At 41.9% G+C, this 25,685-nt stretch carries 22 protein-coding genes and 1 pseudogene; 19 read left to right on the top strand and 4 right to left on the bottom strand.

The features are described from left to right. Positions 1 to 131 precede the first annotated feature (131 nt). Positions 132 to 2,072, bottom strand: a complete 1,941-nt coding sequence (locus tag QNH28_RS05065) for an ABC-F family ATP-binding cassette domain-containing protein (RefSeq protein ID WP_283910432.1) — start codon at positions 2,070 to 2,072, stop codon at positions 132 to 134. 244 nt (positions 2,073 to 2,316) lie between these two features. Here QNH28_RS05065 and QNH28_RS05070 point away from each other — a divergent pair, with 244 nt between their 5' ends. From QNH28_RS05070 to QNH28_RS05115, 10 genes and pseudogenes are all read left to right on the top strand, one after another. Next, positions 2,317 to 2,952, top strand: coding sequence for a 5-formyltetrahydrofolate cyclo-ligase (locus tag QNH28_RS05070; protein ID WP_283910433.1), 636 nt, complete (start codon positions 2,317 to 2,319; stop codon positions 2,950 to 2,952). A gap of 3 nt (positions 2,953 to 2,955) precedes the next feature. After that, entirely contained in the window at positions 2,956 to 3,429 is a 474-nt protein-coding gene (gene moaC, locus QNH28_RS05075) for a cyclic pyranopterin monophosphate synthase MoaC (RefSeq protein ID WP_283910434.1), read from the top strand. Between the two features lie 79 nt (positions 3,430 to 3,508). Continuing rightward, positions 3,509 to 3,994 carry a MogA/MoaB family molybdenum cofactor biosynthesis protein gene (locus tag QNH28_RS05080; protein ID WP_020429419.1) on the top strand — a complete coding sequence of 162 codons (486 nt, stop codon included), beginning with the start codon at positions 3,509 to 3,511 and terminating at the stop codon, positions 3,992 to 3,994. A 137-nt stretch (positions 3,995 to 4,131) separates the two neighbouring features. Continuing rightward, positions 4,132 to 4,374 carry a twin-arginine translocase TatA/TatE family subunit gene (locus QNH28_RS05085; RefSeq protein ID WP_042185275.1) on the top strand — a complete coding sequence of 81 codons (243 nt, stop codon included), beginning with the start codon at positions 4,132 to 4,134 and terminating at the stop codon, positions 4,372 to 4,374. Positions 4,375 to 4,524: 150 nt separating this feature from the next. Further along, positions 4,525 to 5,292, top strand: coding sequence for a twin-arginine translocase subunit TatC (tatC, locus tag QNH28_RS05090; RefSeq protein WP_283910435.1), 768 nt, complete (start codon positions 4,525 to 4,527; stop codon positions 5,290 to 5,292). 439 nt (positions 5,293 to 5,731) lie between these two features. Next, positions 5,732 to 6,013: a co-chaperone GroES gene (gene groES, locus QNH28_RS05095; RefSeq protein ID WP_036676506.1), complete on the top strand. Its 282-nt coding sequence runs from the start codon at positions 5,732 to 5,734 to the stop codon at positions 6,011 to 6,013. 78 nt (positions 6,014 to 6,091) lie between these two features. Then, positions 6,092 to 7,720 (top strand): chaperonin GroEL, encoded by a 1,629-nt coding sequence (gene groL, locus QNH28_RS05100; RefSeq protein ID WP_042185277.1) that lies wholly within the window; start codon positions 6,092 to 6,094, stop codon positions 7,718 to 7,720. Between the two features lie 276 nt (positions 7,721 to 7,996). Beyond that, positions 7,997 to 9,127 (top strand): ROK family protein, encoded by a 1,131-nt coding sequence (locus QNH28_RS05105; RefSeq protein WP_283910436.1) that lies wholly within the window; start codon positions 7,997 to 7,999, stop codon positions 9,125 to 9,127. A 20-nt stretch (positions 9,128 to 9,147) separates the two neighbouring features. Then, positions 9,148 to 9,870 carry a 6-phosphogluconolactonase gene (locus tag QNH28_RS05110; RefSeq protein ID WP_283910437.1) on the top strand — a complete coding sequence of 241 codons (723 nt, stop codon included), beginning with the start codon at positions 9,148 to 9,150 and terminating at the stop codon, positions 9,868 to 9,870. A gap of 88 nt (positions 9,871 to 9,958) precedes the next feature. Beyond that, positions 9,959 to 11,173, top strand: a pseudogene (locus tag QNH28_RS05115) (family 4 glycosyl hydrolase). 76 nt (positions 11,174 to 11,249) lie between these two features. Here the strand turns inward: QNH28_RS05115 and QNH28_RS05120 are convergent. Beyond that, positions 11,250 to 12,230, bottom strand: coding sequence for a tRNA dihydrouridine synthase (locus QNH28_RS05120; protein ID WP_283910438.1), 981 nt, complete (start codon positions 12,228 to 12,230; stop codon positions 11,250 to 11,252). A 98-nt stretch (positions 12,231 to 12,328) separates the two neighbouring features. Here QNH28_RS05120 and QNH28_RS05125 point away from each other — a divergent pair, with 98 nt between their 5' ends. Then, a complete protein-coding gene (locus QNH28_RS05125) occupies positions 12,329 to 12,760 on the top strand; it encodes an MBL fold metallo-hydrolase (protein ID WP_481858376.1) in 432 nt (143 codons plus the stop codon). Between the two features lie 209 nt (positions 12,761 to 12,969). Beyond that, positions 12,970 to 13,143 carry a hypothetical protein gene (locus tag QNH28_RS05130; RefSeq protein WP_283910439.1) on the top strand — a complete coding sequence of 58 codons (174 nt, stop codon included), beginning with the start codon at positions 12,970 to 12,972 and terminating at the stop codon, positions 13,141 to 13,143. Between the two features lie 108 nt (positions 13,144 to 13,251). Here QNH28_RS05130 and QNH28_RS05135 read toward each other — a convergent pair whose 3' ends face one another. Continuing rightward, positions 13,252 to 14,229 carry a tRNA dihydrouridine synthase gene (locus tag QNH28_RS05135; RefSeq protein ID WP_283910440.1) on the bottom strand — a complete coding sequence of 326 codons (978 nt, stop codon included), beginning with the start codon at positions 14,227 to 14,229 and terminating at the stop codon, positions 13,252 to 13,254. Between the two features lie 299 nt (positions 14,230 to 14,528). Here QNH28_RS05135 and QNH28_RS05140 point away from each other — a divergent pair, with 299 nt between their 5' ends. From QNH28_RS05140 to QNH28_RS05160, 5 genes are all read left to right on the top strand, one after another. After that, positions 14,529 to 16,754, top strand: a complete 2,226-nt coding sequence (locus tag QNH28_RS05140) for an S-layer homology domain-containing protein (protein WP_283910441.1) — start codon at positions 14,529 to 14,531, stop codon at positions 16,752 to 16,754. Positions 16,755 to 16,895: 141 nt separating this feature from the next. After that, positions 16,896 to 18,092 (top strand): MFS transporter, encoded by a 1,197-nt coding sequence (locus QNH28_RS05145; protein WP_283910442.1) that lies wholly within the window; start codon positions 16,896 to 16,898, stop codon positions 18,090 to 18,092. A gap of 307 nt (positions 18,093 to 18,399) precedes the next feature. Further along, positions 18,400 to 19,065: a deoxyribose-phosphate aldolase gene (deoC, locus tag QNH28_RS05150; RefSeq protein WP_283910443.1), complete on the top strand. Its 666-nt coding sequence runs from the start codon at positions 18,400 to 18,402 to the stop codon at positions 19,063 to 19,065. A gap of 55 nt (positions 19,066 to 19,120) precedes the next feature. Then, positions 19,121 to 19,897 (top strand): DeoR/GlpR family DNA-binding transcription regulator, encoded by a 777-nt coding sequence (locus QNH28_RS05155; protein WP_283910444.1) that lies wholly within the window; start codon positions 19,121 to 19,123, stop codon positions 19,895 to 19,897. Positions 19,898 to 20,034: 137 nt separating this feature from the next. After that, positions 20,035 to 21,234 carry a CynX/NimT family MFS transporter gene (locus QNH28_RS05160; RefSeq protein WP_283910445.1) on the top strand — a complete coding sequence of 400 codons (1,200 nt, stop codon included), beginning with the start codon at positions 20,035 to 20,037 and terminating at the stop codon, positions 21,232 to 21,234. Positions 21,235 to 21,295: 61 nt separating this feature from the next. Here QNH28_RS05160 and QNH28_RS05165 read toward each other — a convergent pair whose 3' ends face one another. Further along, positions 21,296 to 22,969, bottom strand: coding sequence for a PucR family transcriptional regulator (locus QNH28_RS05165; RefSeq protein WP_283910446.1), 1,674 nt, complete (start codon positions 22,967 to 22,969; stop codon positions 21,296 to 21,298). Positions 22,970 to 23,253: 284 nt separating this feature from the next. Between QNH28_RS05165 and QNH28_RS05170 the strand changes: the two genes are divergently transcribed. Next, a complete protein-coding gene (locus QNH28_RS05170; protein WP_283910447.1) occupies positions 23,254 to 24,120 on the top strand; it encodes an oxamate carbamoyltransferase subunit AllH family protein in 867 nt (288 codons plus the stop codon). Positions 24,121 to 24,135: 15 nt separating this feature from the next. Then, the gene (gene fdrA / locus QNH28_RS05175) at positions 24,136 to 25,683 is read left to right on the top strand and encodes an acyl-CoA synthetase FdrA (RefSeq protein ID WP_283910448.1); all 1,548 of its coding nucleotides are present in this window, start codon (positions 24,136 to 24,138) and stop codon (positions 25,681 to 25,683) included. Positions 25,684 to 25,685: the final 2 nt, after the last annotated feature.

A 25,685-nucleotide genomic window follows, 5' to 3' on the forward strand; every position in this document is an offset into this window, starting at 1 on the left:
ACGCATAAAAAAAGCCCCTTAGGGGCTTTTTTAGTAGGGAGTTATGCACGAAACCTGTGTATAGAGCTGTGGATAACTATTTATGAACAAATTGAGAAATGTGAAAAAATATTTATGAAGTGGTTTTTACATTATTCGTCAGCAAGGATTTCCCATTCGTTAAATAAATCTGTAAGTTGAGTTTTTTTGTTCTTCAGGTCCTCTTCATGACCTTGAAGTGCTAAATAATCCTGATAAACTTCAGGTTTAGTCATTTCATTCTCTATAAAAGCGATCGACTCTTCTAGTGAAGCAATGCCTTCCTCTAGCTCAGTGATGCGCCGCTTCCGGTTACGCTCTTCACGCTTGGCTTGCTTGTCCGCTTCGAAGGAGGAAACAGCGCTTTTTTCAGGAACTGCAGCATCCTTGTTGACGTTCTTGGAGGCTAACTCGGCGGCATCTTTCGCGATCTCTTCCAATTCTCGCTTTTTCTCGATATAGTCATCGTAGTTGCCAAGGTATTGGTCGATCCCCTCGGGATGAAGCTCCAGCACCCGTTCAGCCATTTTGTTAAGGAAATAACGGTCATGAGAAATGAAGAGCAATGTACCTTCGAAATCAATTAAAGCGGACTCTAGAACCTCACGACTGACCAAATCCAAATGGTTGGTTGGCTCATCGAGAATGAGCATATTTGCACCGCGCAACATAAGCTTCGATAATGCAACGCGTGCTTTTTCCCCACCGCTCAGCGCAGATATCTTCTTAAGAACATCTTCACCGCTGAAGAGGAAGTTGCCAAGGATCGTACGGATTCTGGCTTCCTCAATCATTGGATATTCACTCCATAGCTCTTCCATTACTGTGTTCTTTGGATTGAGGCGGGTCTGTTCCTGATCATAATAAGCGACCTTTACTTTAGTACCCCAATTCACGGTTCCTGATGAAGGCTCGCGGGTTCCGGTCATACACTGCAGCATTGTAGATTTGCCAATACCATTGGGACCGATGAGTGCAGCAGTTTCTCCCCGGCGCAGTTCGAAAGAAGCGTCCTTGAACAAAGGTGGGCCATCATTAAAGGCCACTGCAACATTACGAACTTGCAGCACTTCTTTACCAGACATGAAGTCGGGCTCGAAGGAGAAGCTGGCCTTTTTCAGATCGCCCATCGGCCGATCAATGCGGTCCATTTTCTCAAGTGCTTTGCGTCTGCTCTGCGCACGTTTCGTAGTAGATGCTCGAACAATATTTTTCTGAACGAAATCTTCCATCTTTGAAATTTCATCCTGCTGTTTCTCATACTGCTTCATCCGCGCTTCATATTCGGCAGCCTTCAAATCTACATATCTGCTGTAATTGCCTGTATAACGTCGAGATTGATGACGCTCGATCTCTACAATAGTAGTTACAAGCCGATCAAGGAAATAACGGTCATGAGATACAACCAGAATTCCGCCAGCATAACTGCGAAGATAATCCTCCAGCCAAGTTAAAGTTTCGATATCCAGATGGTTCGTCGGCTCATCCAGCATTAGAAGATCGGGCGCCTGAAGCAAAATGCGGGCTAATGCAAGACGAGTCTTCTGGCCACCACTAAGTGTGGAGATAGGTGTATCCGGTGGGAACTCACCGAAGCCCATACCGTGCAGGACACTGCGAATTCGCGTATTCATTTCGTAACCACCGTGATCCTTGAACCAATCAGATCGGCGGGCATATCGTTCGAGCAGTTCTTCGTACCGTTTTGGGTCTTCTGCCAGCTTAGGATCGGCAATACTTACTTCCATCTCTCTTAGCTCAGCCTCGGCTTCGATCAATGGAGCGAAAACGGCCATCATTTCTTCATGAATGGTTTTGTCGGATTGAAGTCCGCTATTTTGAGCTAAGTACCCGATAGTAGTTTCTTTTGATTTATGAATTTGACCGCTGTCATAGGACATTTCCCCAGCCAGAATTTGCAGAAAAGTTGATTTGCCGGCACCATTAACACCCACGAGTCCGACACGTTCCTTTTCATTCACCTGGAGGCTTATGCCGTCTAGTACGTTCTGTATACCATATGATTTTGTAATTCCTGTCGCTTGAAGAAGCATAACGATGAAACCTCCACCCTTGCATATTTCGCCTTGGTATTTATACCTCAGCCGTATGAACAACTTATTCTATAGTTTACATGAAAAGCGTTTCCCAAGCGAGAGCTCGATATATCGGAAGTAGGGATTAACGACCTGACCCAGAAACACAGTCCTATCCACCTTGGCGAACCGGGGAGAAGAGTGGTAAACTGGATTTACAAACAAGGATAAGCTTGGGATAAATATAGGGGGGTGGCCGACGATGTCAAGCAAGGAGTCGGTGATCTCCAAAGCAAAGCAACAACTAAGAACTGAGAAGACCATTGCCCGAAACGAGCTCTCCTCGGATCAGAGAAGGGAATTGTCTTTTCTGGTCTGCAAGCATGCATCAGAGTGGCTGAAGACGAAAGACATAGCCTCACTGATGGCCTATGTATCTTTCCGTTCTGAACTCGATACCAACGCGCTACTTTCACAGGCGTGGAAGGACCAGCGTAGGGTACTGCTGCCGCGTGTCATTCCGGCAAGTGGTGCGATGAGTGTCCATATGGTGAACGCGTGGAGTGAGCTTGAGCCGGGGGCGTATGGTATCCATGAACCTATTGTATCCGGCAAAGATTCACAAGAAATTGAAGTTGTTACACTACCGGAGGTTGTGTTTGTTCCGGGGCTGGCTTTTGATCTTCAGGGAGGTAGGCTTGGTTACGGCCGAGGATACTATGATCGACTGCGTGCGTCATGGGAGACGGAAGAGTATACCGCTGCGAAGCCCCCTGTCTGGATTGGGCTAGCCTTTGGTATGCAACTGGTTCCGAAAGTGCCCATGGATGAGCATGATGCCTTTATGGACATGCTGATTACTGAAAATGGCATAGTGCACTGCCGAAAAGGAGAGTGAGCCGTGGAATTGACCCATTTTAACGAGCAGGGAAGAGCTCGTATGGTGGATGTGAGTGAAAAGGAGATTACGAAGCGGACAGCTGTCGCGCGGAGTAAGATCAAGATGGCAACGGAGACGCTTAGTGCCATCAAGGAAGGTAAGATCAGTAAAGGAGACGTACTTGCCGTTGCGCAGATCGCTGGAATTATGGCGGCCAAGAAGACGTCTGACTGGATTCCGATGTGCCATCCGCTCCCACTTACCGGTATTGACATCCGCTTCTCCGATAACAGCGAAGATGAACTTTATATAGAAGCAACAGTCCATATTACCGGAAAGACCGGAGTTGAAATGGAGGCATTGACCGCTGTTTCTGCCTCAGCACTTACGGTCTACGACATGTGCAAGGCTCTTCAGAAGGACATGATTATCGGACCAACGCTCTTATTGTCTAAAAGTGGGGGCAAGAATGGAGATTACGCGCTTGAACCATGATCAGTGCTAACGTTCGATGCGCTGAAGCAATTGGGCTGCACTGTACAGCCAATTATACATAGAGAGGGAGGACAAACCTATGGCGTGGAAAACAGCAATCCTAACGGCCAGCGATAAAGGGGCCAGGGGCGAACGGGAAGACACGAGCGCCCAGGTTATTCGGGAGCTGGTGGAAGAGGAACTTGGGGGCGAGATCGTTGAATATCGAATCGTACCCGATGAACAAGATGAGATTATCGCAGCTTTGATAGAACTGACAGATTATTTTCAAGCAGATCTGGTATTGACTACCGGAGGTACGGATTTAGCGATACGCGATGTGACACCGGAGGCTACCCGGCGAGTAATCGAACGGGAAGTGCCTGGACTTTCAGAAGCGATGCGAAGTACGGTGATGCAAAAAAACCGTGCAGTGATGCTGTTCCGCGGGATATGCGGTATTCGTGGACGCACGTTGATTGTCAACTTACCAGGTACACCGAAGGGTGTCCATGAGAATTTGGCAGCCATTATGGATCAATTGCCGGAAGCATTACTCATGGTAACGGGCCAATACCGCCAATAACATTGTCATATTCTTGTCACGTCACAAGGATAAACTATTTATAGAAGATAGTGGATGTAACTGTGACATAAGTTATGGTATTATTAGTTTATCGTAAACGATACCATGCTCGGATAGACGGACAAGGAGGAATAATAATGTTTAGTGGAATTGGTACTCCTGGTATTATTTTGTTGGTTATACTGGCACTGCTCCTCTTTGGCCCGAATAAACTGCCAGAGTTAGGCCGCGCAGTTGGACGAACCTTCCGTGAATTTAAGGAAGGCGCACGTGAAATCATCGGTGATGGTGATCCGGTGAAGAAGAGCGAAGCTCCTGTGCCGACGGCCCCGCAGACGGTCGCTGCAGATATTCCTCAGGACAAACGCCTGCCGGAATAATAAAAGGTTTAACAATGGGGCAATCTCTCAAGTCTAATAGACTTAGGAGATGCCCCTTTTTCAATTTGCTTGTTGCTTTCTGCAGAAACGTACACAGCTTTACACAAAGTCGGTGTAACGCTTCTACTCTTGTCATGGGATGGTGTCAGGATGTCTCTCGAATCGGAAGAAATGTCGGTGGTGGATCATCTCACCGAGCTGCGTAAACGGATTATTTATGTGCTGATTGTATTTATTTTAGGATTGGTAGGGGGGCTGTTCTGTGCCAAACCAATCTACGATTATTTAATTAGTACAGATCTAGCACAAGGCTTTGTTCTGCATGCGTTCTCATTCTGGGATGGTATCGGAATGTATATGAAGATCGCGATGGCGGTTTCGCTAGTCATTTCAATCCCTTTTATTGCTTACCAATTGTGGGCGTTTATTAGTCCGGGTCTTCGACCGGAAGAGCGTAGTGCAACACTACGTTATGTTCCCTATGTTTTTGTTCTCTTTCTAATCGGCCTTTCTTTTGCTTATTATGTTGTATTTCCAATGGCACTTTCGTTCACGATCTCTATCACCCGGAGTATGGGACTGGAAGAGACCTACGGAATTGCGCAATATTTCAACTTCATGTTCAGTCTGGTGCTACCATTAGCACTGTTGTTTGAGCTGCCGCTACTGGTGATGTTTCTGACCAAACTGAGGGTTCTTAACCCGATACGCTTGCGTAAAATGCGTAGATACGCCTATTTCACGCTTGTCTTTATTGCTGTAGTCATTACTCCCCCGGATTTCATCTCGGACTTTCTGGTGACGATTCCACTGCTCATTTTGTATGAGTTCAGTGTATTCTTGTCTGCATTTGTCTATCGCAAGCAGCTTGCTGATGATGCGGCACGGGAGGCTCAGTACACTAAGCATGAGGAATGATGATAAGAGGGCTGTCACTAAGTAGATTTTTCTACGAAAGAGGCAGCTTTTTTGTTGTAAATCTTCGTCTTTTTGAAATGTTCGGGCGTAGGTGGTACAGTTGAGTCTACTGGAAGTCATACGCATATTTTAAGACCCTGTGGATAGAATGTATAGAGTGTGTGCTTAGGACAACCAGTGAAACGTTATTTTTTACGAAAACAAATGCGAATTTGTGTAAAAGGACTTGAAATTCGGGCTCAAGTTGAGTATCATAAAAATTGTTGTTAGCACTACAGACCGTCGAGTGCTAACGCTTATGAAAAATATGAGATGGACCAGAAATTCATAGCGTCCAATTGATATTTTTCATAAACACCAGAGAGTTAGAAGCAAGACCGTAAGTTCTAAACTATGTTTTGAAGCAAAATAACATAATTTTAAAGGAGGCTATTTTTTCATGATCAAACCTTTAGGTGAACGCGTATTGGTGCTACCGAGCGAGCAGGAGGAAACCACTTCATTCGGGATTGTGCTTCCAGACTCCTCGAAAGAAAAGCCACAAGAAGGAACAATTATTGCAGTAGGTAGCGGAGCTTTGAAAGATGGAGTACGTGTAGCGCTCGAAGTAAAAGAAGGCGACCGTGTTCTTTTCTCTAAATATGCAGGAACAGAAATCAAATACGAAGGTAAAGAATATTTGATTATGAAAGAAAGCGACATTCACGCGATTCTTGACTAAGCGAGAGTCGATCATAAGCTAAATCTAAACTACTTAAAGTAACGTGATATACAAAAAATTCTAGGAGGTAATTACACAATGGCTAAAGAAATTAAATTTAGTGAAGAAGCACGCCGCTCTATGCTGCGCGGTGTAGATGCTTTGGCAAATGCGGTAAAAGTTACACTTGGACCAAAAGGTCGCAACGTGGTACTTGAGAAGAAATTTGGTAGCCCGCTTATCACTAACGATGGTGTAACTATCGCTAAAGAAATTGAACTTGAAGATGCATTCGAGAACATGGGTGCTCAACTGGTTAAAGAAGTTGCTACTAAGACTAACGATGTAGCCGGTGACGGTACTACAACTGCAACGGTTCTGGCACAAGCTATGATCCGTGAAGGTCTGAAGAACGTAACTGCAGGCGCTAACCCAATGGTTATTCGCAAAGGGATCGACAAAGCAGTTCGTGCAGCAGTTGAAGAATTGCAAAAAATCGCTAAGCCAATCGAAGATTCCCAAGCTATCGCTCAAGTAGCTGCTATCTCTGCTGCTGACGAAGAAGTGGGCCAATTGATTGCTGAAGCTATGGAAAAAGTAGGTAAAGACGGTGTTATCACTGTTGAAGAATCCCGTGGATTCGCTACTGAACTTGAAGTTGTAGAAGGTATGCAGTTCGACCGTGGTTACATTTCCCCGTACATGATTACTGATACGGATAAAATGGAAGCTGTTCTGGAGAACCCATACATCTTGATCACTGATAAAAAAATCAGCAGCACTCAAGAAATCCTTCCATTGCTTGAAAAAATCGTTCAACAAGCTAGACCGCTTGTTATCATCGCTGAAGATATCGAAGGCGAAGCACAAGCTATGTTGATCGTGAACAAACTGCGTGGAACATTCAACGCTGTTGCTGTTAAAGCTCCTGGCTTTGGCGACCGCCGCGAAGCTATGCTGCAAGATATTGCTGCCCTGACTGGTGGCCAAGTGATCACTGAGAAGCTCGGTCTTGATCTGAAGAGCACTTCCATTGAACAACTGGGTAACGCACGTCAAGTACGCGTAACTAAAGAAAACACAACAATCGTAGACGGAAGCGGCGACAAAGCGGACATCAATGCTCGCGTAAGCCAAATTCGTGCTCAACTGGAAGAAACAACTTCCGAGTTCGACAAAGAAAAATTGCAAGAGCGTTTGGCTAAATTGGCTGGCGGCGTAGCCGTTGTCAAAGTTGGCGCTGCAACTGAAACTGAATTGAAAGAGCGTAAACTTCGCATCGAAGACGCCCTGAACGCAACTCGCGCTGCGGTTGAAGAAGGTATCGTTTCCGGTGGTGGTACTGCTCTTGTGAACGTATATAATGCTGTTGCTGCTGTAGATGTAACTGGCGACGAGAAAACAGGCGTTAACATCGTGCTTCGCGCGCTCGAAGAGCCAGTTCGTACCATTGCAGCTAACGCTGGTCAAGAAGGTTCCGTTATCGTGGATCGCTTGAAAAAAGAAGCTATCGGCATCGGCTACAACGCTGCTACTGGCGAGTGGGTGAACATGTTCGAAGCGGGTATCGTTGACCCTGCTAAAGTAACTCGTTCCGCGCTTCAAAATGCTGCATCCGTAGCGGCTATGTTCTTGACTACTGAAGCAGTAATTGCTGACAAGCCAGAACCAGAAAAACCAGGTATGCCTGATATGGGCGGCATGGGTGGAATGGGCGGCATGATGTAATAAGGCTGAATAAGCCTTGAAATAGGATTGATTAGAAGCCTCTCATGAGTTCATTGAACTCATGAGAGGCTTCTTTTGTGGCGTACCCAGATGCACGCACTAGTTGGTGATATGAAGATAGAGAACAGATTAATTTAAGGAAGTTAAATAAGTATACTTGAACGTTCAATACAGTGAATATATAATGAATTCAAGAGGTCAGTGCTGACCTTAATTTTTTGATTAATTATTTAACTTAATTTATTAATTATATTAATAATATAACGAGGAGGATATATGAAATCATTTTTGCCCAATGATATTAAAGATGAGAATAGAAAAATAGTCTTCGATATTTTGCTTCAATATCCTGAACTGGCGAAAGTCGAGATTACAGAAAAAACGGCAATGAGTTTTGTTACTGTAAGCAAGATTGTTACCTTTTTTGAACAGATTGGCTTATTGACTGTCACTGGTGAAAGTCGAGAAGGATCTGGCGGCTTGGGAAGAAAGCGTACGGTTTACAGATTTAATGAAAACAGCTATACGACAATCGGGATACAGATTATTGGCAACACGATTACAGCGGTACTTATTAATCTGTACGGCAAGGTCATAGATTCGTATTCGATTGAAATAGATATTCCGTTCTATAGCCAGCAGTTCACTTCGATATTTATAGAGATTGTGGAACATTTGAAGAGTAAAGCGAAGGAAACGGATAGTGTTGTATTGGGGATTGGTATTGGCGTTGATGGTGCGATCAATACAAGAAAGAAAACGATCCGGATGAGAACGCATCACAATAAAGAAAACGACTTTAAGTATGAAACGATTATTGAAACGCTCAAGAGCGAAATGAACTTGCCCATTCTTCTGGAGAATGATGTGAACGCAGCGACTGTGGCGGAATTTCGGAATCTTGAAAACTCAGATCAAGCACTGACGAGTCTCGTTCATGTTGCTGCAGGTGATGGGGTCGGAGGCGGCTTGATTATTAACAAAGAGCTTCACCGCGGCGTTAATGCAAGCGCGGGTGAGCTGGAGTATATGTGCTTTGATTCAGAATATAAACGGACTCCATCTTCAGTCGGTTGGCTGGAAAGCAAATTAGCCATTAAGTATTTGTTAAGCACATATGATTTGAATTCAACGAATGACGTAGAAGCTTGCATTGATTATGTTTCGAAGAATCTGGCATTAACGATTACCAATATGATCAGCATTTTGGATATCAACCAGGTCATTATTAGCGGTAAAACGGTAGCGTTGTTTCCGGAGCGAATATTGGACCGCACGAAAAGCTATGTCAAGCAATATACGGAGTGGACTCCTCAAATTTCGGTGAGTAAGTTGCATCAATCAACAGCAATCGGAGCAGCTATACTTATTCTCCAGCAAGAGATGATTAATGTCATTTCGGAGTAAACAAGAAGGAAGTGAACAACATGATCAAAATCTTTGAGAATGAAGAGGAAGTAGCAAACGAAATTGCTAGAGAGATGAGAGATCATTTATTTACTGATCAGCATCCCGTGTTCTGCCTGGCCTCAGGGAGTACTCCACAAAAAAGCTATCAGAAATTTTCCAATGATGCGGACCTCCGATTGAAAATCAAGAGGCTTAACATCGTTAGCTTGGATGAGTGGGTTGGCATTGACAAAAGCTCTGAAGGAAGCTGCTATCAGATGTTGAATCAAGATCTGTTCTCGCAGATTTCACTGGAAAGCAGACAGATTGTGTTTTTTGATGGAACATCGCCGGATATGAAGCAGGAATGCTTGCGAATTGATCGCTTTATCGAGCAACACCCAATTACATTCAGCTTGATGGGCGTAGGTATGAATGGACATATCGGATTAAATGAACCTGGTAGCCCAGTATTAAATTACAGCAGTGTTGTGGAGCTGTCGGAAACAACAAAGACTGTCGCTCAAAAGTATTTTCATGAGCAGACTGAATTAAAGCAAGGCATTACATTAGGTTTGGAACAGATTGTAAGTAGTAAAAGAGTGGTTATCGTCATAACTGGAGAGCGCAAAGCTGATATCGTGAAGGAGATCTTCACAAGCTCTGATGCACAGCTGCCTGCTCAGCAATTGCTCGGCTATGATCATATAGATTTCTTTTTAGATGCTGCAGCCGCCAAATATATTGATCAGTCATCATAGTTGAAGCGTAATATGAAAAGGAGCTTGAAGACAATGAAAAAGTTGAAGGTTATGTTAATCGGAGCAGGAAGTGTTTCCTTTGACCGAAATGTTCACGGCATTTTCTCATCTTGCGAAGATTTGGCAAACGACGAATTTGGAAGATGCATTAAGAGATGCTGACTTCTCCATCGTTGCGATTGAGGTAGAGAGGTATCACTACTGGTCACAAGATTTCCATATCCCACGGCGTTACGGCAGCAAGCAGCTATATGGTGAGAACGGCGGCCCAGGATCAATGTTCCACACTTTGAGAAATCTAGGTCCGATGTTGGAAATTGCAAAGACAATGGAGAAGGTGTGTCCAAATGCCTGGCTGATTAACTACACGAATCCAGAAGCGAAATTGGTGGAGGCGATCTCCAAATTAACTTCAATCAAAGTGGTAGGCTTGTGCCATGGTTTAGACATCGGTATTCATCAGCTAGCTGAATTTCTGGAGATGGATGGTAAAGATATCGCTGTTGAAGGCGGCGGATTGAACCACTTTGGCTTCTTCACGAAGATCTGGAACAAGAATACGGGAGAGGATTTATACCCTCGACTCCATGAAAAAGAAAAGCTAGCTAACCGTTTGGCACAATTCGATCATGTTGGATTATCCAGAACGTTGTACCGTACGTATGGCTACTTCCCTTACCCGGGTACTCACCATTGCGGCGAGTATATTTCTTGGGCAGAAGATTTCTATGCTGGACTACCTCTGCAGTTCCGTTACGATCCAATAAGTGAGCAGCTGTGGAAGAAAGACTCCAGAACACCTGACTTTGTATACTGTGCAAGCGGCAGTACTTTAGATAAAGGCTTGTCCGAGAAAACAATGAACCAAGAGCTCTGGATAGAGCAAGCTTATACGTTCGATAAAGAAAAGGTTCAAATTAGTAATGAATATGCAGTGCCAATTATTGAAGCGATCTTCTTCGATGATGAAACCGAGTTGAATGCTGTTAATATGCAAAACAATGGCGCTATTAAAGGACTTCCAGATGATATGGTCGTTGAAACATAAGCGATCGTTAACAAAAGTGGTATCAAATTTAAGCCAATGACGGTTGAACTGCCAACTGCCATTATCGGAACGATCCATATTCAAGGTACAATCCATAAGCTGTTACTTGAGGCGTTTGTTGAAGAGTCGAGAACAAAATTGCTGCAAGCGATTCTGCTTGATCCGCAAGCTCCAACATATTATCAAGCTTGTGCGATGATCGATGAAATGTGTGAACTGCAAAAAGATGTGCTGCCAAAGCTTGAGTGGAAATAAGTCTTTAAAAAATGGCCTCAGTCTGATGAAATTCAGGACTGAGGCCGTTAAACTTTTTATATTTGAGATGTCTTACTTAATTTCTAAATCCAAAAAAAGGTTGCACCAATCGCCGCACCTCATCGGTTGAATTCGTCTCCATCAATTGATTTTTTAGTTCGTCGGCACCATCAAATCCACGAATATAGATTTTGAAGAAGCTCCGAAGTGGATTAAATAGACGTGGTTCATGTTCTTTTGAATATTTATCGTGAAGATCTAGATGGAAAAGTAGTAGATTAAGAAGTTCCTCCACGCTATGTTCTTTAGGCTCTAGTTCGAAAGCGTATGGATTCTTGAAAATACCTCGGCCAATCATGACACCATCCACGCCGTATTGTTCGACTAATTTTAAGCCTGTTGCACGGTCAGGAATATCTCCGTTAATCGTTAACAACGTATTTGGAGCAATTTCATCGCGTAATTGTTTGATTTCAGGGATAAGCTCCCAGTGTGCATCTACTTTACTCATTTCTTTTTTGGTACGAAGGTGAATGGAAAGATTCGCAATATCTTGTTTGAATATATGTGTCAACCAATCGCGCCACTCGTCAATTTCGCTATAACCTAATCTTGTTTTCACACTAACCGGCAATCCACCAACTTTTGCTGCATGGATAATTTCTGCCGCTACTTTAGGATGTCGAATTAATCCAGCACCTTTTCCATTGGTTGCGACGTTTTTTACTGGGCATCCCATGTTAATATCGATACCACGAAAACCAAGCTTTTTCATATCCATGCACATCTGTTCAAAATACTCCGGTTTATTACCCCAAATATGAGCGACCATCGGTTGTTCATCTTCTGTGAACTTTAATCGACTAAGTACACTTTCTTTTACTTTTACTTTAGGGTGACAGTAATATTCTGTATTTGCGAATTCCGTGAAAAATACATCCGGTTTTGCAGCTGCACTAACCACGTGACGAAATACAACATCTGTGACATCTTCCATAGGTGCCAATATAAAAAACGGCTTTGGTAAATCAAGCCAAAAATTTTGTTCGTTACTCATTAAGTTCTCCTTCTTTTACAACATTTTGCCCATCATACATAGTATCATTTTTTTTCGCTTGCTGCACAAAATTGTAGAGGGTCTCTTTTTTTTCTATAATCGCTCGGGGTTATACCAGTACTGTTCTACAAACACAAACAGCTACGATTACGCCATTGCTTGCCAATCATGATTCTAAAGAAACTTGTTTATTGTATTACATAGAAAAGGATGAAAAAGCCATTTTCTATGGTCACGACAGCGGTTGGTTTCCCAAACAGACTTGGGACTGGTTGAAAGTAAAAAAACTGGATCTTGCTATTCTAGAATGTACGACTGGGAATGCCCCAAATTGTGAAGTTCACATGAATGTTGAGGATACTCTAAAAACACGGGAATGGTTAATCGAGAATTGTGTTATGAAAGCAGAAGGGCGAATCGTAGTCACTCATTTCTCTCATAATGCTCATCTGTTGCATGAAGATTTGGTTCATATTTTTGAGCCGAATGGGATTACAGTAGCATTTGATGGGATGCAACTGGACATATGAGTTAGCGTATAAGTGAAATGATCATAGTAGGGCTCTTTATTATTAGTGGAATCGTTAATCGTCATGCAAATCAAGGGAATTCGGCTCATTCCCATAGCCATTCTTTATGCAATTGTAGTAGGGATATGTGTTGCGGGGTATACATTAATGGATAAACTGATTGTCCAGCAATTATCTCCACTATCAACGCTTCTTCTTATTTTATGTTTTTGATGGCGATGAAGCTTGCTCCCTTAGCTTCAATTGCACCAATACGAGAAATTGGAACGGTTGTTGGTACGATTCTTGGCATACTTGTACTAAAAGAGAAGCAAGGAGTGCGAAGAATTATCATGTCGGCTGTGATTACCTGTGGGATCATCTCCATTGCCATATGGGGATAAGTTGGGATTAGCATTTGACCATATAGTATTAAAGGCCTCTCGTAGTAATACGAGAAGCCTTTTTTGTACTGTATACTTGGCAGGGTGCAATTCAGAGGAGGGTGTGCCTCATTCTAATTCTTGATCTAAAATCGGTTTTACTAAGCGACGTACTTCATCTGTTGACCTGGTGTCCATTAATTGGTTTCTTAGTTCGCCTGCGCCTCTAAATCCACGAACATAGATTTTGAAAAAGCGAAGAAGTGGTTTAAATGGACGTGGTTCGTTTTCTTTTGAATATTTATCGTGAAGATCCAACTGTAATAGAAGTAAATTGAGAAAATCCTTCGCACTATGCTCTTTAGGTTCTTTTTCAAAAGCAAATGGATTGGTGAAAATGCCGCGGCCAATCATGACGCCATCAACGCCATATTGTTCTACTAATTTTAATCCTGTTGCGCGGTCAGGAATATCTCCATTAATAGTTAACAACGTATTTGGAGCAATTTCATCGCGTAATTTTTTTATTTCAGGGATTAGTTCCCAGTGTGCATCTACTTTACTCATCTCTTTTTTTGTACGAAGGTGAATGGAAAGGTTCGCAATATCTTGTTTCAATATATGTCCTAGCCAATCGCGCCACTCGTCAATATCAGAGTAACCCAACCTTGTTTTAACACTAACCGGCAATCCACCGGCTTTTGCTGCTTGAATAATTTCTGCTGCAACCTCGGGATGTAGTATTAAACCAGCACCTTTACCATTGGATGCGACGTTTTGTGCGGGGCATCCCATGTTTAAATCGATACCGCGAAAACCAAGTTTTTTCATATCAATACTCATCTGTTCAAAAAATACAGGTTTATCACCCCAAATATGAGCGACAATCGGTTGCTCATCTTCTGTGAACGTTAATCGACCACGTACACTGTCTTTTCCTACAGGGTGACAATAGCTTTCTGTATTAGTGAATTCTGTGAAAAACACGTCGGGTTTGGCAGCTTCACTAATGACGTGACGAAATACAACATCTGTGACATCTTCCATGGGTGCTAATATAAAAAACGGCTTCGGTAAATCAAGCCAAAAGTTTTGTTCGTTACTCATATTATCTCCTCTTGTTGTAATATATAAAAACGATATAGGCTATAGCAAAGTCTTTTACCCATCATACATAGTATCATTTTTTTCGTTTGATGCACAGAATCAATGATGTGAGCGACAGCCATGTTTGTGGTGGTAGTATCCACCATTAAATAAGGCCATGGCCTATTTGTTTATAATCTGTTTATTGATACTTGTTATAATCCTGTAGATGAAAAGTTTGTAATTTAAAGTCGAATCATGTTAACGAATCGATTATAGACAAACGACATAACGCATCCAATGAACAGGGGGACAAGCAAGTGAACAAAAAGCAATGGATAAGCTCTATATTGGCTGCTGCTGTATTATCAAGTCCTATCATTATGCCGACCAAAGGATCGGCTGCAGCTTCATTTATTGATATTGATGGCTCATATGCAAAGAAAGCGATTGTTGAGCTATTCGATCAGGGGATAGTGACCGGTGTTGAAGAGAGTAAGTTCTATCCTGCGTCGAATATTACACGGCAGGATTTTGCAATTATTTTAGCAAAAACATTGAAGCTGGATGTCTCGAACCCTCCTGCGATGCCAACCTTTCTGGACGTTCCCAGAAGCAACTACGCATACAGCTATGTGGAGGCAGCTGTCAAAGCCGGATTGATTAAAGGTACAGGCAATAATCTTTTCGGTGCGGGGCAAAATATATCACGTCAGGATATGGTCGTCATGTTCGTGAGAGCACTGGGAGTCGATCCTACCGGTAAAGCTGGAGCTTTACAATTTGTTGATAGTAGCCAAATTGCTGATTATTCCAAAGATTTTATAGCTACCGCTGTGGAATATGGATTGATTACTGGATATAATAATTTTTTTAATCCTGCTGCCAAAGTAGATCGTCAGGCTGTAGCTCTAGTAGCCTCCAAGTTTTTGAAGTTTAAGGAGAACGGGAATACTGAGCAGCCAAGCTCCACCCCAACTCCTCAGCCGGGTAAAGAAGTGGTAACAGTACCTACTCCTGTTGTTGGAGGTTCCTCCTCTTCACAAAGTGGGCATAGCAGCAATTCAGATATTAATGCACCTATGGTTGATAGCACCAAGTTCGAGGCGATCGACAACTACAACGGGACACAAGATCAGCTTCACGGGTTAGCGGGAGCCATTGGCGAGCAAGGAGCAGCAGTACAAGCCTACCTGTGGACGGATACGAATGAGAACGGTGTAGTAGATGCCGATGAATTAGGAACAGCCATCACATTAGGTACCAGTGAAGCAGACGGATCTGTGAGTGCAACCAATATCGGTGATTTGCGCGCAGGAACGTATCGTTTCGTGATTACGGCTAAGGATGTATCCAATAATGAATCAGCGAAGGATGCTGCACATGCCGTTACGGTGACCTTGGACAAAAATGAAGTTCCGGATACGACTGCACCGGTAGTGGATGCAACCAAGTTCGAGGCAATCGACAACTACAACGGGACACAAGATCAGCTTCACGGGTTAGCAGGAGCAATAGGCGAGCAAGGAGCAGCAGTACAAGCCTACCTGTGGACGGATGCGAATGAGAACGGTGTAGTAGATGCCGATGAATTAGGAACAGCCATCGCATTAGGTACCAGTGAAGCAGATGGATCTGTGAGTGCAGCCAATGTTGGTGATCTGAACGCAGGAACGTATCGTTTTGTGATTACCGCTAAGGATTCATCCAATAATGAATCGGCGAAGGACGCTGCACATGCCGTTACGGTAACCTTGAGCAAGAACGAAGTTCCGGATACGACTGCACCGGTAGTGGATGCAACCAAGTTCGAGGCGATCGATAACTACAACGGGACACAAGATCAGCTTCACGGGTTAGCGGGAGCCATTGGCGAGCAAGGAGCAGCAGTACAAGCCTACCTGTGGACGGATGCGAATGAGAACGGTGTAGTAGATGCCGATGAATTAGGAACAGCCATCGTATTAGGCACCAGTGAAGCAGACGGATCTGTGAGTGCAGCCAATATCGGTGATCTGAACGCAGGAACGTATCGTTTCGTGATTACCGCTAAGGATTCATCCAATAATGAATCGGCGAAGGACGCAGCACATGCCGTTGCGATTGAGCTTGTTAGAGGTGTTCTGACCACACCTACGGTTACTAGCTCCATTTATGGCTTTGACGGAGGTATTTCAAAAACAAAACAGCTGATAATGGGTTCTAGGCAATCGCTCATTCGCTTTGACTTTTTTTCCGGAGAATCCTTTACGAATGCTGAAATTCAGGTAACGCTAGAAGGCATGACCTTTAACACAAACGACTATTACAGCATTAGCGGATGGACAAGTCCGACGAGTGATCAAATTAGTAATAATGGGCATACACTGACTTTCACAGGAAGCAACAGAGGTGTTTCGGATATTGCGTTTGAACTTCACGATAAAGTGATGCCGGCACCCGGGACCTATCTCATTAAGTTCAAAGCAGATGCAGATGGACCAGGAACAGCTAGATCTTACTCCGAGGAACAAGTTATTACCTTAATTATTTTGCCTCCGGCCTAAAAAAGAAGCTTCTCATGAGTTCTTTGAACTTGTGTGAAGCTTCTTTTTTTATGAAAAAGAGGATTGCTCAATATAGTCTAAATGAGTATTATGAGTAGGTATGTTCTTATAAAAATAGAGATAAATAGGATGGAGAGCACCATGAAAACATCACGACAGAACGCATTGATTTTCTCGTTTACTTTTATGGCGTTTATTCTGGGTACGACGGAGTATATTATCGTTGGTTTACTCTCGGAAATATCCTCGAGCCTCGGAGTAACGCTAGCGACAGCCGGGGGTTTGGTATCTGGTTTCGCGATCGCTTATGCCATTGGAACACCCATTATGATGTCCTTGTTCAGCCGTATCCCGAAACGGATTACCATTCTTGTGTCGCTTGTATTGATTCTGCTACTGAATTTGTGGAGCGCTATAACTGGAACCTACAGTATGCTGCTGGTGACTAGAATAGTTACTGCCGTACTATGTGGTTTTGTCCTTTCTGTAGCCATTACAGTAGCGAATGAAGCGGTTGACCGGGAGAAAAGAGGCAAAGCGATCGCTACAATTTTGAGCGGCTTCGCTGTTGCGAATGTATTTGGTGTACCGATCGGCACTTTTGTAGGACAGTATTTCAACTGGCCTGCAGCATTTGTTCTGAATGGGGTATTAGCTGGAATTGCCATAGCGCTAAATTATGCCTATATTCCACGCAAACTACCGAAGCCTGTGCCTAGCTCACTCAAGGATCAGATCGAACTGCTTACAAATGGACGCATTATTCTTGCATTTCTCATTCCAGTTACGGCAGTGGGAGCGGTTTTTGTGATGTACACTTACATTACACCATTGCTGGAGCAAGTCATGAATATTCCTAAGAGCTCGGTTAGTGGCGTGCTGTTTGTATACGGGATTGCCACGATTGTCAGCAACTGGATTGGAGGCAAGGTTGCGACCGGAAATGCGGTAAGTAAGCTTAGATTCGTATTTCTTATACAAGCTGTGGTCTATATCGTCTTTAGTATGACCGCATCGATTTCGATTCTAGGAATGATCGTACTAATGATGCTAGCCGTAATGTCGAGTATTGTAAGCGCACCAGCCCAGCTTTATTTGATAGATTTGGCCAAGCAGTTCTCACCACGATCGAAGGACCTTGCTGCATCGTTGAATCCAGTAGCTTCTAACCTGGGAATCGCAGGAGGATCCGCGATTGGGGGAGTGGTTGCCCAGCATGGAGGATTAATCTCCCTTCCTATAGCTGCTTCTATCCTGGCGATTTCGGCATGTGCGATTGCTTTGATATGCTATAAGTTGGATCAGCATACGCAAGAAGCGGTTATCTCAACATCATAACTTAACCTAAGCGTGTAGATGTACGTGGTGTAATGGAGGCGAAGGATATAGGAAGCTTCTCATAAGTTCACTGAACTTTTGAGAGGCTTCTTTTTTTATCTAATAATTCGTTCGTAATTAATTTTAATTGACTATAACTTTAATAATGTTATAATTCAAACATATGTTATTAATATAACATTGTGTATTGACAATATAACAAATGAAATACTATGAAAGAACTAGTTATTTGTAGTGCAATAACAATTGTTAGAATAGTTACATTTTAATCGATTTATAATTAATTATTAAGGGAGAAGTGAATAGAATGGATGTTAAAGATATATTAGGAAAAGTAGATCATACCTTGCTTGATGTTACTGCTACATGGGATGATATAAAGAATTTATGTGATGATGCGATGAAATACCAGACGGCCAGTGTTTGCATCCCAAGTGCTTATGTTAGAGAAGCTGCAAATTATGTAGAAGGCAAAATAGCAATATGCACAGTTATCGGATTTCCGAACGGTTATAGCACCCAAGCCGTTAAAGTATTTGAAGCAACGGATGCAATTACAAATGGAGCATCGGAAATTGATATGGTGATCAATGTGGGCTTCTTAAAAAGTGGACGTTATGAGGAAGTTTACGAAGAAATACAGGCCATTAAAAACGCATGTGGAAGTAAAATATTAAAGGTAATCGTTGAAACATGTTTGCTCACGCAAGAGGAAAAAGTGAAGGTTTGTGAGCTTGTTACAAAAGCTGGAGCGGATTATATCAAAACATCCACTGGATTTTCAAAAGCTGGAGCAACTAAAGAGGATGTCAGTCTGTTTGCACAGAACATAGGTCAGAACGTGAAGATTAAAGCAGCTGGAGGTATTCGCTCTTTAGATGATGCTAAAGCATTTATTGAACTAGGCGCAGACCGTTTAGGAACTAGTGCCATAGTTAAGATTGTAAAAGGGCAGGAAGTATTGGGTTATTAGATATGGTATAATTCTGATAATTATACTTTATTATTAGTAGTTAGGATGAACCGGTATGGATAAGCAAGAGAGAGTAAATACAATTGTATCAATCCTAAAAAATAAAAGTGGCGCATCTATCAAAGAGCTTTCACATCAACTTGATGTCACAGAAATGACTGTTCGCCGAGATATTAAATATCTAAAAGAAAATAAAATCGTGCAAGTTGTTTCAGGTGCGGTTATTTATAATGGTTCTGACCCAAATGAGAATAAACAAGATGAATATGATTTGACAACGCAAAAAAATAATCGAGCATCAGAAAAATATAATATAGGTAAGTTAGCAGCTTCATTAATCGAGCCTAACGATATTATTTTTATTGATATTGGTACAACAGCCGCTCAAATCATCGAACATATTCCGTCAAATCGTTCGGTAGAAATTGTTTGCTGCTCTATGAACGCATTAATTGAGATTCATAAAAAGGGATTTAAGGATTTTATTCTTATTGGTGGTCATTACCGTCCAGAACTTCAAATGTTTGAAAGCAGAGAAGGGTTGGATTTAATAAGTAGAACACGAACAACAAAAGCATTTATTTCTGCTGCTGGAGTTAATGCTAAACTAGGCATTACTTGCACGAACAGTTGTGAAGTAGACACAAAAAATGCGGCAATTCATTGTGCCCTTGAGAAAATTTTAGTGATTGATTCCTCAAAGTTTGATACGGTTAAATCCACCTACTTTGCTTCGTTAAATGATTTTGACGCTATTGTAACGGATAGAGGCTTATCAGAAGAATGGATTGAGAAAATCAAACAATTAAATATTTCTCTATATCTAGCTTAGAAATTCAGCGCGTGCCGATACTTAATCGGTGCGCGCTGTTTGCTTTTACACTTTTAAACTCGGTTCTTATATGTTATAACTAATGCTACATTCTGAAGATCAATTGGCATTTGATTAGTGGAGGGGAGATTTAGTTTTTGCATTCACCACAGACACAAGACAACAAGAAATCGTTATATATTATTTTACTCATTACGGGGATTGTTCTGGTAGCCTTTAATTTAAGACCCGCCATTACATCGGTAGGTCCATTAGTGGGCATTATTCAGGAAGATGTAGGGCTTGCACATTGGAGTGCAGGTTTATTAATGAGTATACCTTTGATCTCCTTCGCTGTTATGTCGTCTCTCGTTCCTAGAATCGCAGCTCGTTTGTCCAACGAGAAGACGCTATTGTTAGGTTTGATTGTTCTTTTGGTCGGTATCTGCATTCGTTCCATTTCAATGACGTTCTTTATTTTCTTTGGAACGCTATTAATTGGAGTAGGTATTGCCATCGGGAATGTTTTATTGCCTGTAGTTGTGAAGGAGAAATTCCCACAAAAGTTCGGTCTAATGACAAGTATCTATTCCACTTCAATGGGACTGTTCGCATCGTTAGCATCAGGTATTAGTATTCCTCTAGCCCATGATTTGAAGCTTGGGTGGGACGGAGCCTTAATTGTATGGGGAATTCCGACAATCATAGCGATCGTGGTATGGATCCTTCTAATTAGGTTAAATCCAGCCAAAGGTAATGTAGTAAAAAGTGTAAGAATCAGCGCGAAGCAAATCTGGCGTTCACCACTCGCTTGGAAAATAGCGCTATTCATGGGATTTCAGTCTTCATTATTTTATATAACGATGTCTTGGTTACCTGAAATCTTATATAACTATGGCATAAGTAGGGGTACAGCAGGCTGGTTATTATCCTTCACACAGATCGTTGGCGTACCTGTTAGTTTTCTTGTTCCTATTCTTGCAGGACGACTACGCTCTCAAGTATGGATTGCATTCGCATTAGGCATGTGCTCCATTGTTGGTTACGGTGGACTATGGATGGGCTCATCTTACCCCATAATGATCCTAAGTATTATCTTGATTGGTATCGCTTTGGGAGGGAATTTTCCACTGGCGCTTAGTTATATCGGAATTCGTGCCCGAAATGGAAATCAAGCTGCAGAATTATCTGGAATGGCTCAATCCACGGGATATATGCTTGCAGCCATAGGGCCTATATTGATCGGGTATTTATACGATATGACCCAAGTGTGGACGATTCCACTTATCACACTGATCGTTATCTCTGGAATAGTTACGACGTTTGGAATGTTGTCTGGCCGAGATAAGTATGTATAAAAAACTCCCCATGTAGTAGACAGGTGTAACAATGAACCCTGCTGCTGTATGGGGAGTTTTTTTAAATCGTTTTATTTAAAATGCTAAATATCTTTAAAGCTAATTGAATACGCAGCAACTCTTCTGAATGCTTTAAGTCCAGATTTAGGATTTCCTTTATTTTCTCAATGCGATAGATAAGTGTGTTTCTGTGTAAAAACATAGCCTTTGAAGTCTCGGTGACATTCAAATTGTTAATAAAGTAATTTTCTAAAGTTAACATATAACTTGTACCATGTAATTGATCATGATCATACACTTTACCTAGACACTTTCGGAAAAATTCTTCTAATGCAACGACTTTGATATTTGCTTCCAACAGATGGTAAACCGAATAATCTTCGAAATGTGAGACCTTGTTTTGAAGGTTTTTTTGTTGCATCAATTTAATCATTTCGTTCGCCTCAGAAAAGCTATTATGCAGCGAGCTGATTGTACTGTATTGCTGACCAATGCCCATTAAGAGTGTTTCCTTCGTTCTTTGAACAAGTATCTCAAGCAGATCATTTGCATATAGTTTGGCATCACTAATCGAAACAGGAGGTCTTTCTTCATTTTGCCCTACTAGAATGATGACTCTATTATTTCTATAAAAGCACTTGATTTCTCCAGTCGCTTGATGCGATAAGTCATAAATGATATCCAAACATTTTTTTGCAATGGACTCCATTTTGTACTTTCCAATAATCATATCTTCAAACTTGTCTGCTTCATTCATTTCAATATTTATCACCATACTGTAATACATATAGCTCGGATTTAATCCATGTAAATAACATAAGGTTTGCAGGGCTTCATGGGAGGATATTTTCCCCGAAAGTAAATCATCAATGGAGTCCTGCTTAATTCGTAATTCAAGTTCGCTAATTTCCTTTGCTTTGATCAGCTCGAGTGCCATGATGGTGGAGGCTTGCTGCAAAATAATGTAATCAAATTCAGATAGCTCTTGCACCGTCTGCCAAATCACAATGTAGCCATAAATATAGTTAGAAGCAGCGACAGGAATCACTCGACATTTTATTTCTGCACCTTCTGAATGATAGGTCCTCTTAATAGACTTCTTCATTTCATTTAGATTGGTAGGAATAGTATCGATGAACGCTTTATTAAACACAGGCTGTCGATTTGAAAAATCAAGATAATACTCAAGAGGACTGTTGTTCTTCGAATGTTCTGTGTGATGCAATAATCGCCAATCCTTGTCTACGATAATAATAGGATTACTAATCGTTTCGGATAACATGGAAGTTATTTTGGCAATACCACCGCCTTCGAGGGTGATTTTGAAGAACAAGTTATGTATATCTAAAGTCTTTCTATTGAGCAAATCATATCTTCCGGAAACCTTCTCATTAATGATCGAGATCATGTTAGAGAGTGTGTATTCAAAGGGCAGTTCTAGAAGGGGCAACCCATACTTATTAGCTTCATCAATCATGTTCTGAGGGAGCTTGTCAAAGTACCGCTTCATTTTCACAACCAATCCTGAACAGTTAAGCTCTGCAAGTTCCTTAATAATTCGATTTTGTAATTCTGCATTATTTTTAAAGATATAGCCTGTTGATAAGAGTAGTTCGTTAGGTGAAAGCCAGTCAAAGGCATCAGGATTCTCAATAATGTTAACGATAGATATGGATTTATCAATTCCTGTTTCACCAGCCACAATCTTTATCCCCTCTATAGCCTTGATCTTCATTAAGTCTTTAACGGTTAGCAATTTTCGGCACGCTCCTCAGACACACTTTTAACACATTCGCTTGTATAACATGCACAAATAGGATGCACTCTTTTTGGTTCGCTTAAACGATGACGATCCCTACCAGTATATTATATATTAAGTGCGTAAGGTAGTTACTCTCGTAGTTACCTTTGTACGATGTAACCAAATGAAATTATTTAATGTATTCATCCATCTGTAGAAGTGAAAAGGAGGTCAATCACCTTTTTGAAATATAAGGAATTAAAACAGAGGTGACTCTAGTGAGATTTGCAAAATCCGGTGATGGAGATTTTATTCAACGAATCATTCATCATAAGTTTCATGGTTTTGTTCATAGCACGTTTAATCGCACACTCAATATTCAATGTTTGGATAGTGGAGACTTGTATTCTATTGCGTGTAAGGGAATCGATAATGCTCCTAATACACTTATTATTGACTTAGAACACTTTGAAGAAGCAGATATCAGGGTGAATGATGTTGTAAGTTCGGATCATGCCATTTTATCGATTTCTAACAAGATGTTTATTCCAATGGATGGTATTAAGAAATGGAATTGTGAACTGCCTAAATATCCTTCAGAAGCTGATGTCTTAATAATGAATGTGTCCACCATGAAGCAATATATCAAACTTCACGGAAATAGCAGCAGAATTGAAAGGGCTTTCAAAGGTGGGAATCCTTTTGACGATGAAATGTCTAGAATGCTTCATGAACGGACGCAGTTACTTGTATTGGAATTGCAAAACAAGCGAATGTCTACTGCAATCAAACATGCAACTTCACTCATAGGCCTTGGACCAGGCTTAACGCCAGCCGGCGATGATTTCTTGGTGGGATTGTTTACCGTCTTTAACATCGAGAATCATCGATACTTTTCACACCAATCGTTTTGTGAAGAAGTCGTCTTACATGCAAAGACTTTAACCAATGATATCAGCTATATGGCATTAGCTAAAGCAGCCGTTGGCCAGGTTAGAGAGTCTATAAGTGCCTTAATGGAAGCTTTATTTAGAGGTAGTGAAGAGGAATTACTATTGGCTTTAGGCAGGGTATTAGCTATAGGATCTACTTCGGGTACAGATATAGCCCTTGGAATTGTTGCGGGGCTGGAAATGAACATGTAAATGGGAGGTACAAGTATGACTGTTCAAGTTTTAGTAAAACCAAACACTTATATCGATTCCGTATCTTTGATGTCACTCTCAACAAAAGCGAATCAGATCGAAATCGTAGAACAAGCCATTATTGCAATGGGTACTGAAATGAATAAAGAGGTCATTAGAAATGTGGGCTTGATGACACCTGAAGTGGAAAGTGCCAAGACGAGTGACTTAGTGATTATTGTGAAGGCTGCCTCTGAAGAGCTGTGTGAGGGCGCTTTCGAAAGCATCAATGAATTGTTAACGAAAAAGAAAGATTCCTCTAAAGGAAAGAGTGAGGTTAAATACTCAACAATTACCTCAGCTGTAAACGGTACTCCTGAAGCTAACTTAGCGATTATTGCCGTGAATGGGAGCTACGCTCCTAGAGAAGCAAGAAAAGCTCTTGAAAATAATCTTCACGTCATGCTGTTTAGCGACAATGTAAGTATTGAAGATGAAATTGAATTAAAGACTTTAGCCCAAGAAAAAGGCTTGCTAATGATGGGGCCAGACTGTGGTACTGCAATTATTGGTAATGTCGCTTTGTGCTTTGCCAATGCCGTGAGAAAAGGCAATATCGGGATCGTTGGCGCATCAGGAACAGGTAGCCAAGAGGTAACGGTTCGTATTCATGAATTTGGCGGTGGAATCACACAATTGATCGGTACAGGCGGTAGAGATCTAAGTGAAGAGGTTGGCGGCATTATGATGCTGGCCGGAATTAAAGCGTTAGAAGAGGACGATGCAACAAAGGTTATTGTTCTCGTATCTAAACCACCAGCACCGAGTGTAGAAGAGAAAGTACTAGCACAAATTAAACAATGTAAGAAACCAGTTGTGGTTTGGTTTGTGGGTGGGAATGAAGAAAAGGTCACCCAAGCTGGCGGTCACTTTGCAAAAATGTCAAAAGAAGCGGCACTTAAAGCGGTACTTTTAGCTGGAGCAGACGAATCGAAGCTTAACAAACGTACGTTAAATCTTCCGCTTATTGAAGAAGTGCGTGCGAAGTTAAAGCCTCAGCAAAAATATATCCGTGGACTATTCAGTGGCGGTACGCTCTGTGATGAAGCGATGCACATTGCTATGGAGAAATTCGATAATGTCTACAGTAACATTCAGAGGGAGCCTGAATATCGCTTAAAAGATGTTAGAGTAAGCCAAGATCATACCTTTATTGACTTCGGAGACGACCAATTTACACAAGGTAAGCCACATCCAATGATAGATCCATCCACTCGGATTGAAAGATTTATTCAAGAAGCGAAAGATCCTTCTGTCGGTGTTATTGTGATGGACTTTGTTCTAGGCTTCGGAGCGCACGAGGATCCTGTAGGCGCAATGCTTCCAGCGATTATCGAAGCGAAGCAAGCAGCCGAAGATGAAGGAAGACATCTAGAGATTATTGGATACATTCTTGGAACCGAGCTAGATAGTCAAAATATTGAAGGTCAAATTAATAAATTGTTAGCTTCTGGTGCTACACATGCTAGCAGCAGTCAGAACGCAGGTCTACTAGCAAGAGAATTCGTAGTGAAAGGAGAATAGTC

The organism is Paenibacillus sp. G2S3, assembly GCF_030123105.1.
In the GTDB taxonomy this organism is placed as follows: Bacteria; Bacillota; Bacilli; order Paenibacillales; family Paenibacillaceae; genus Paenibacillus_AQ.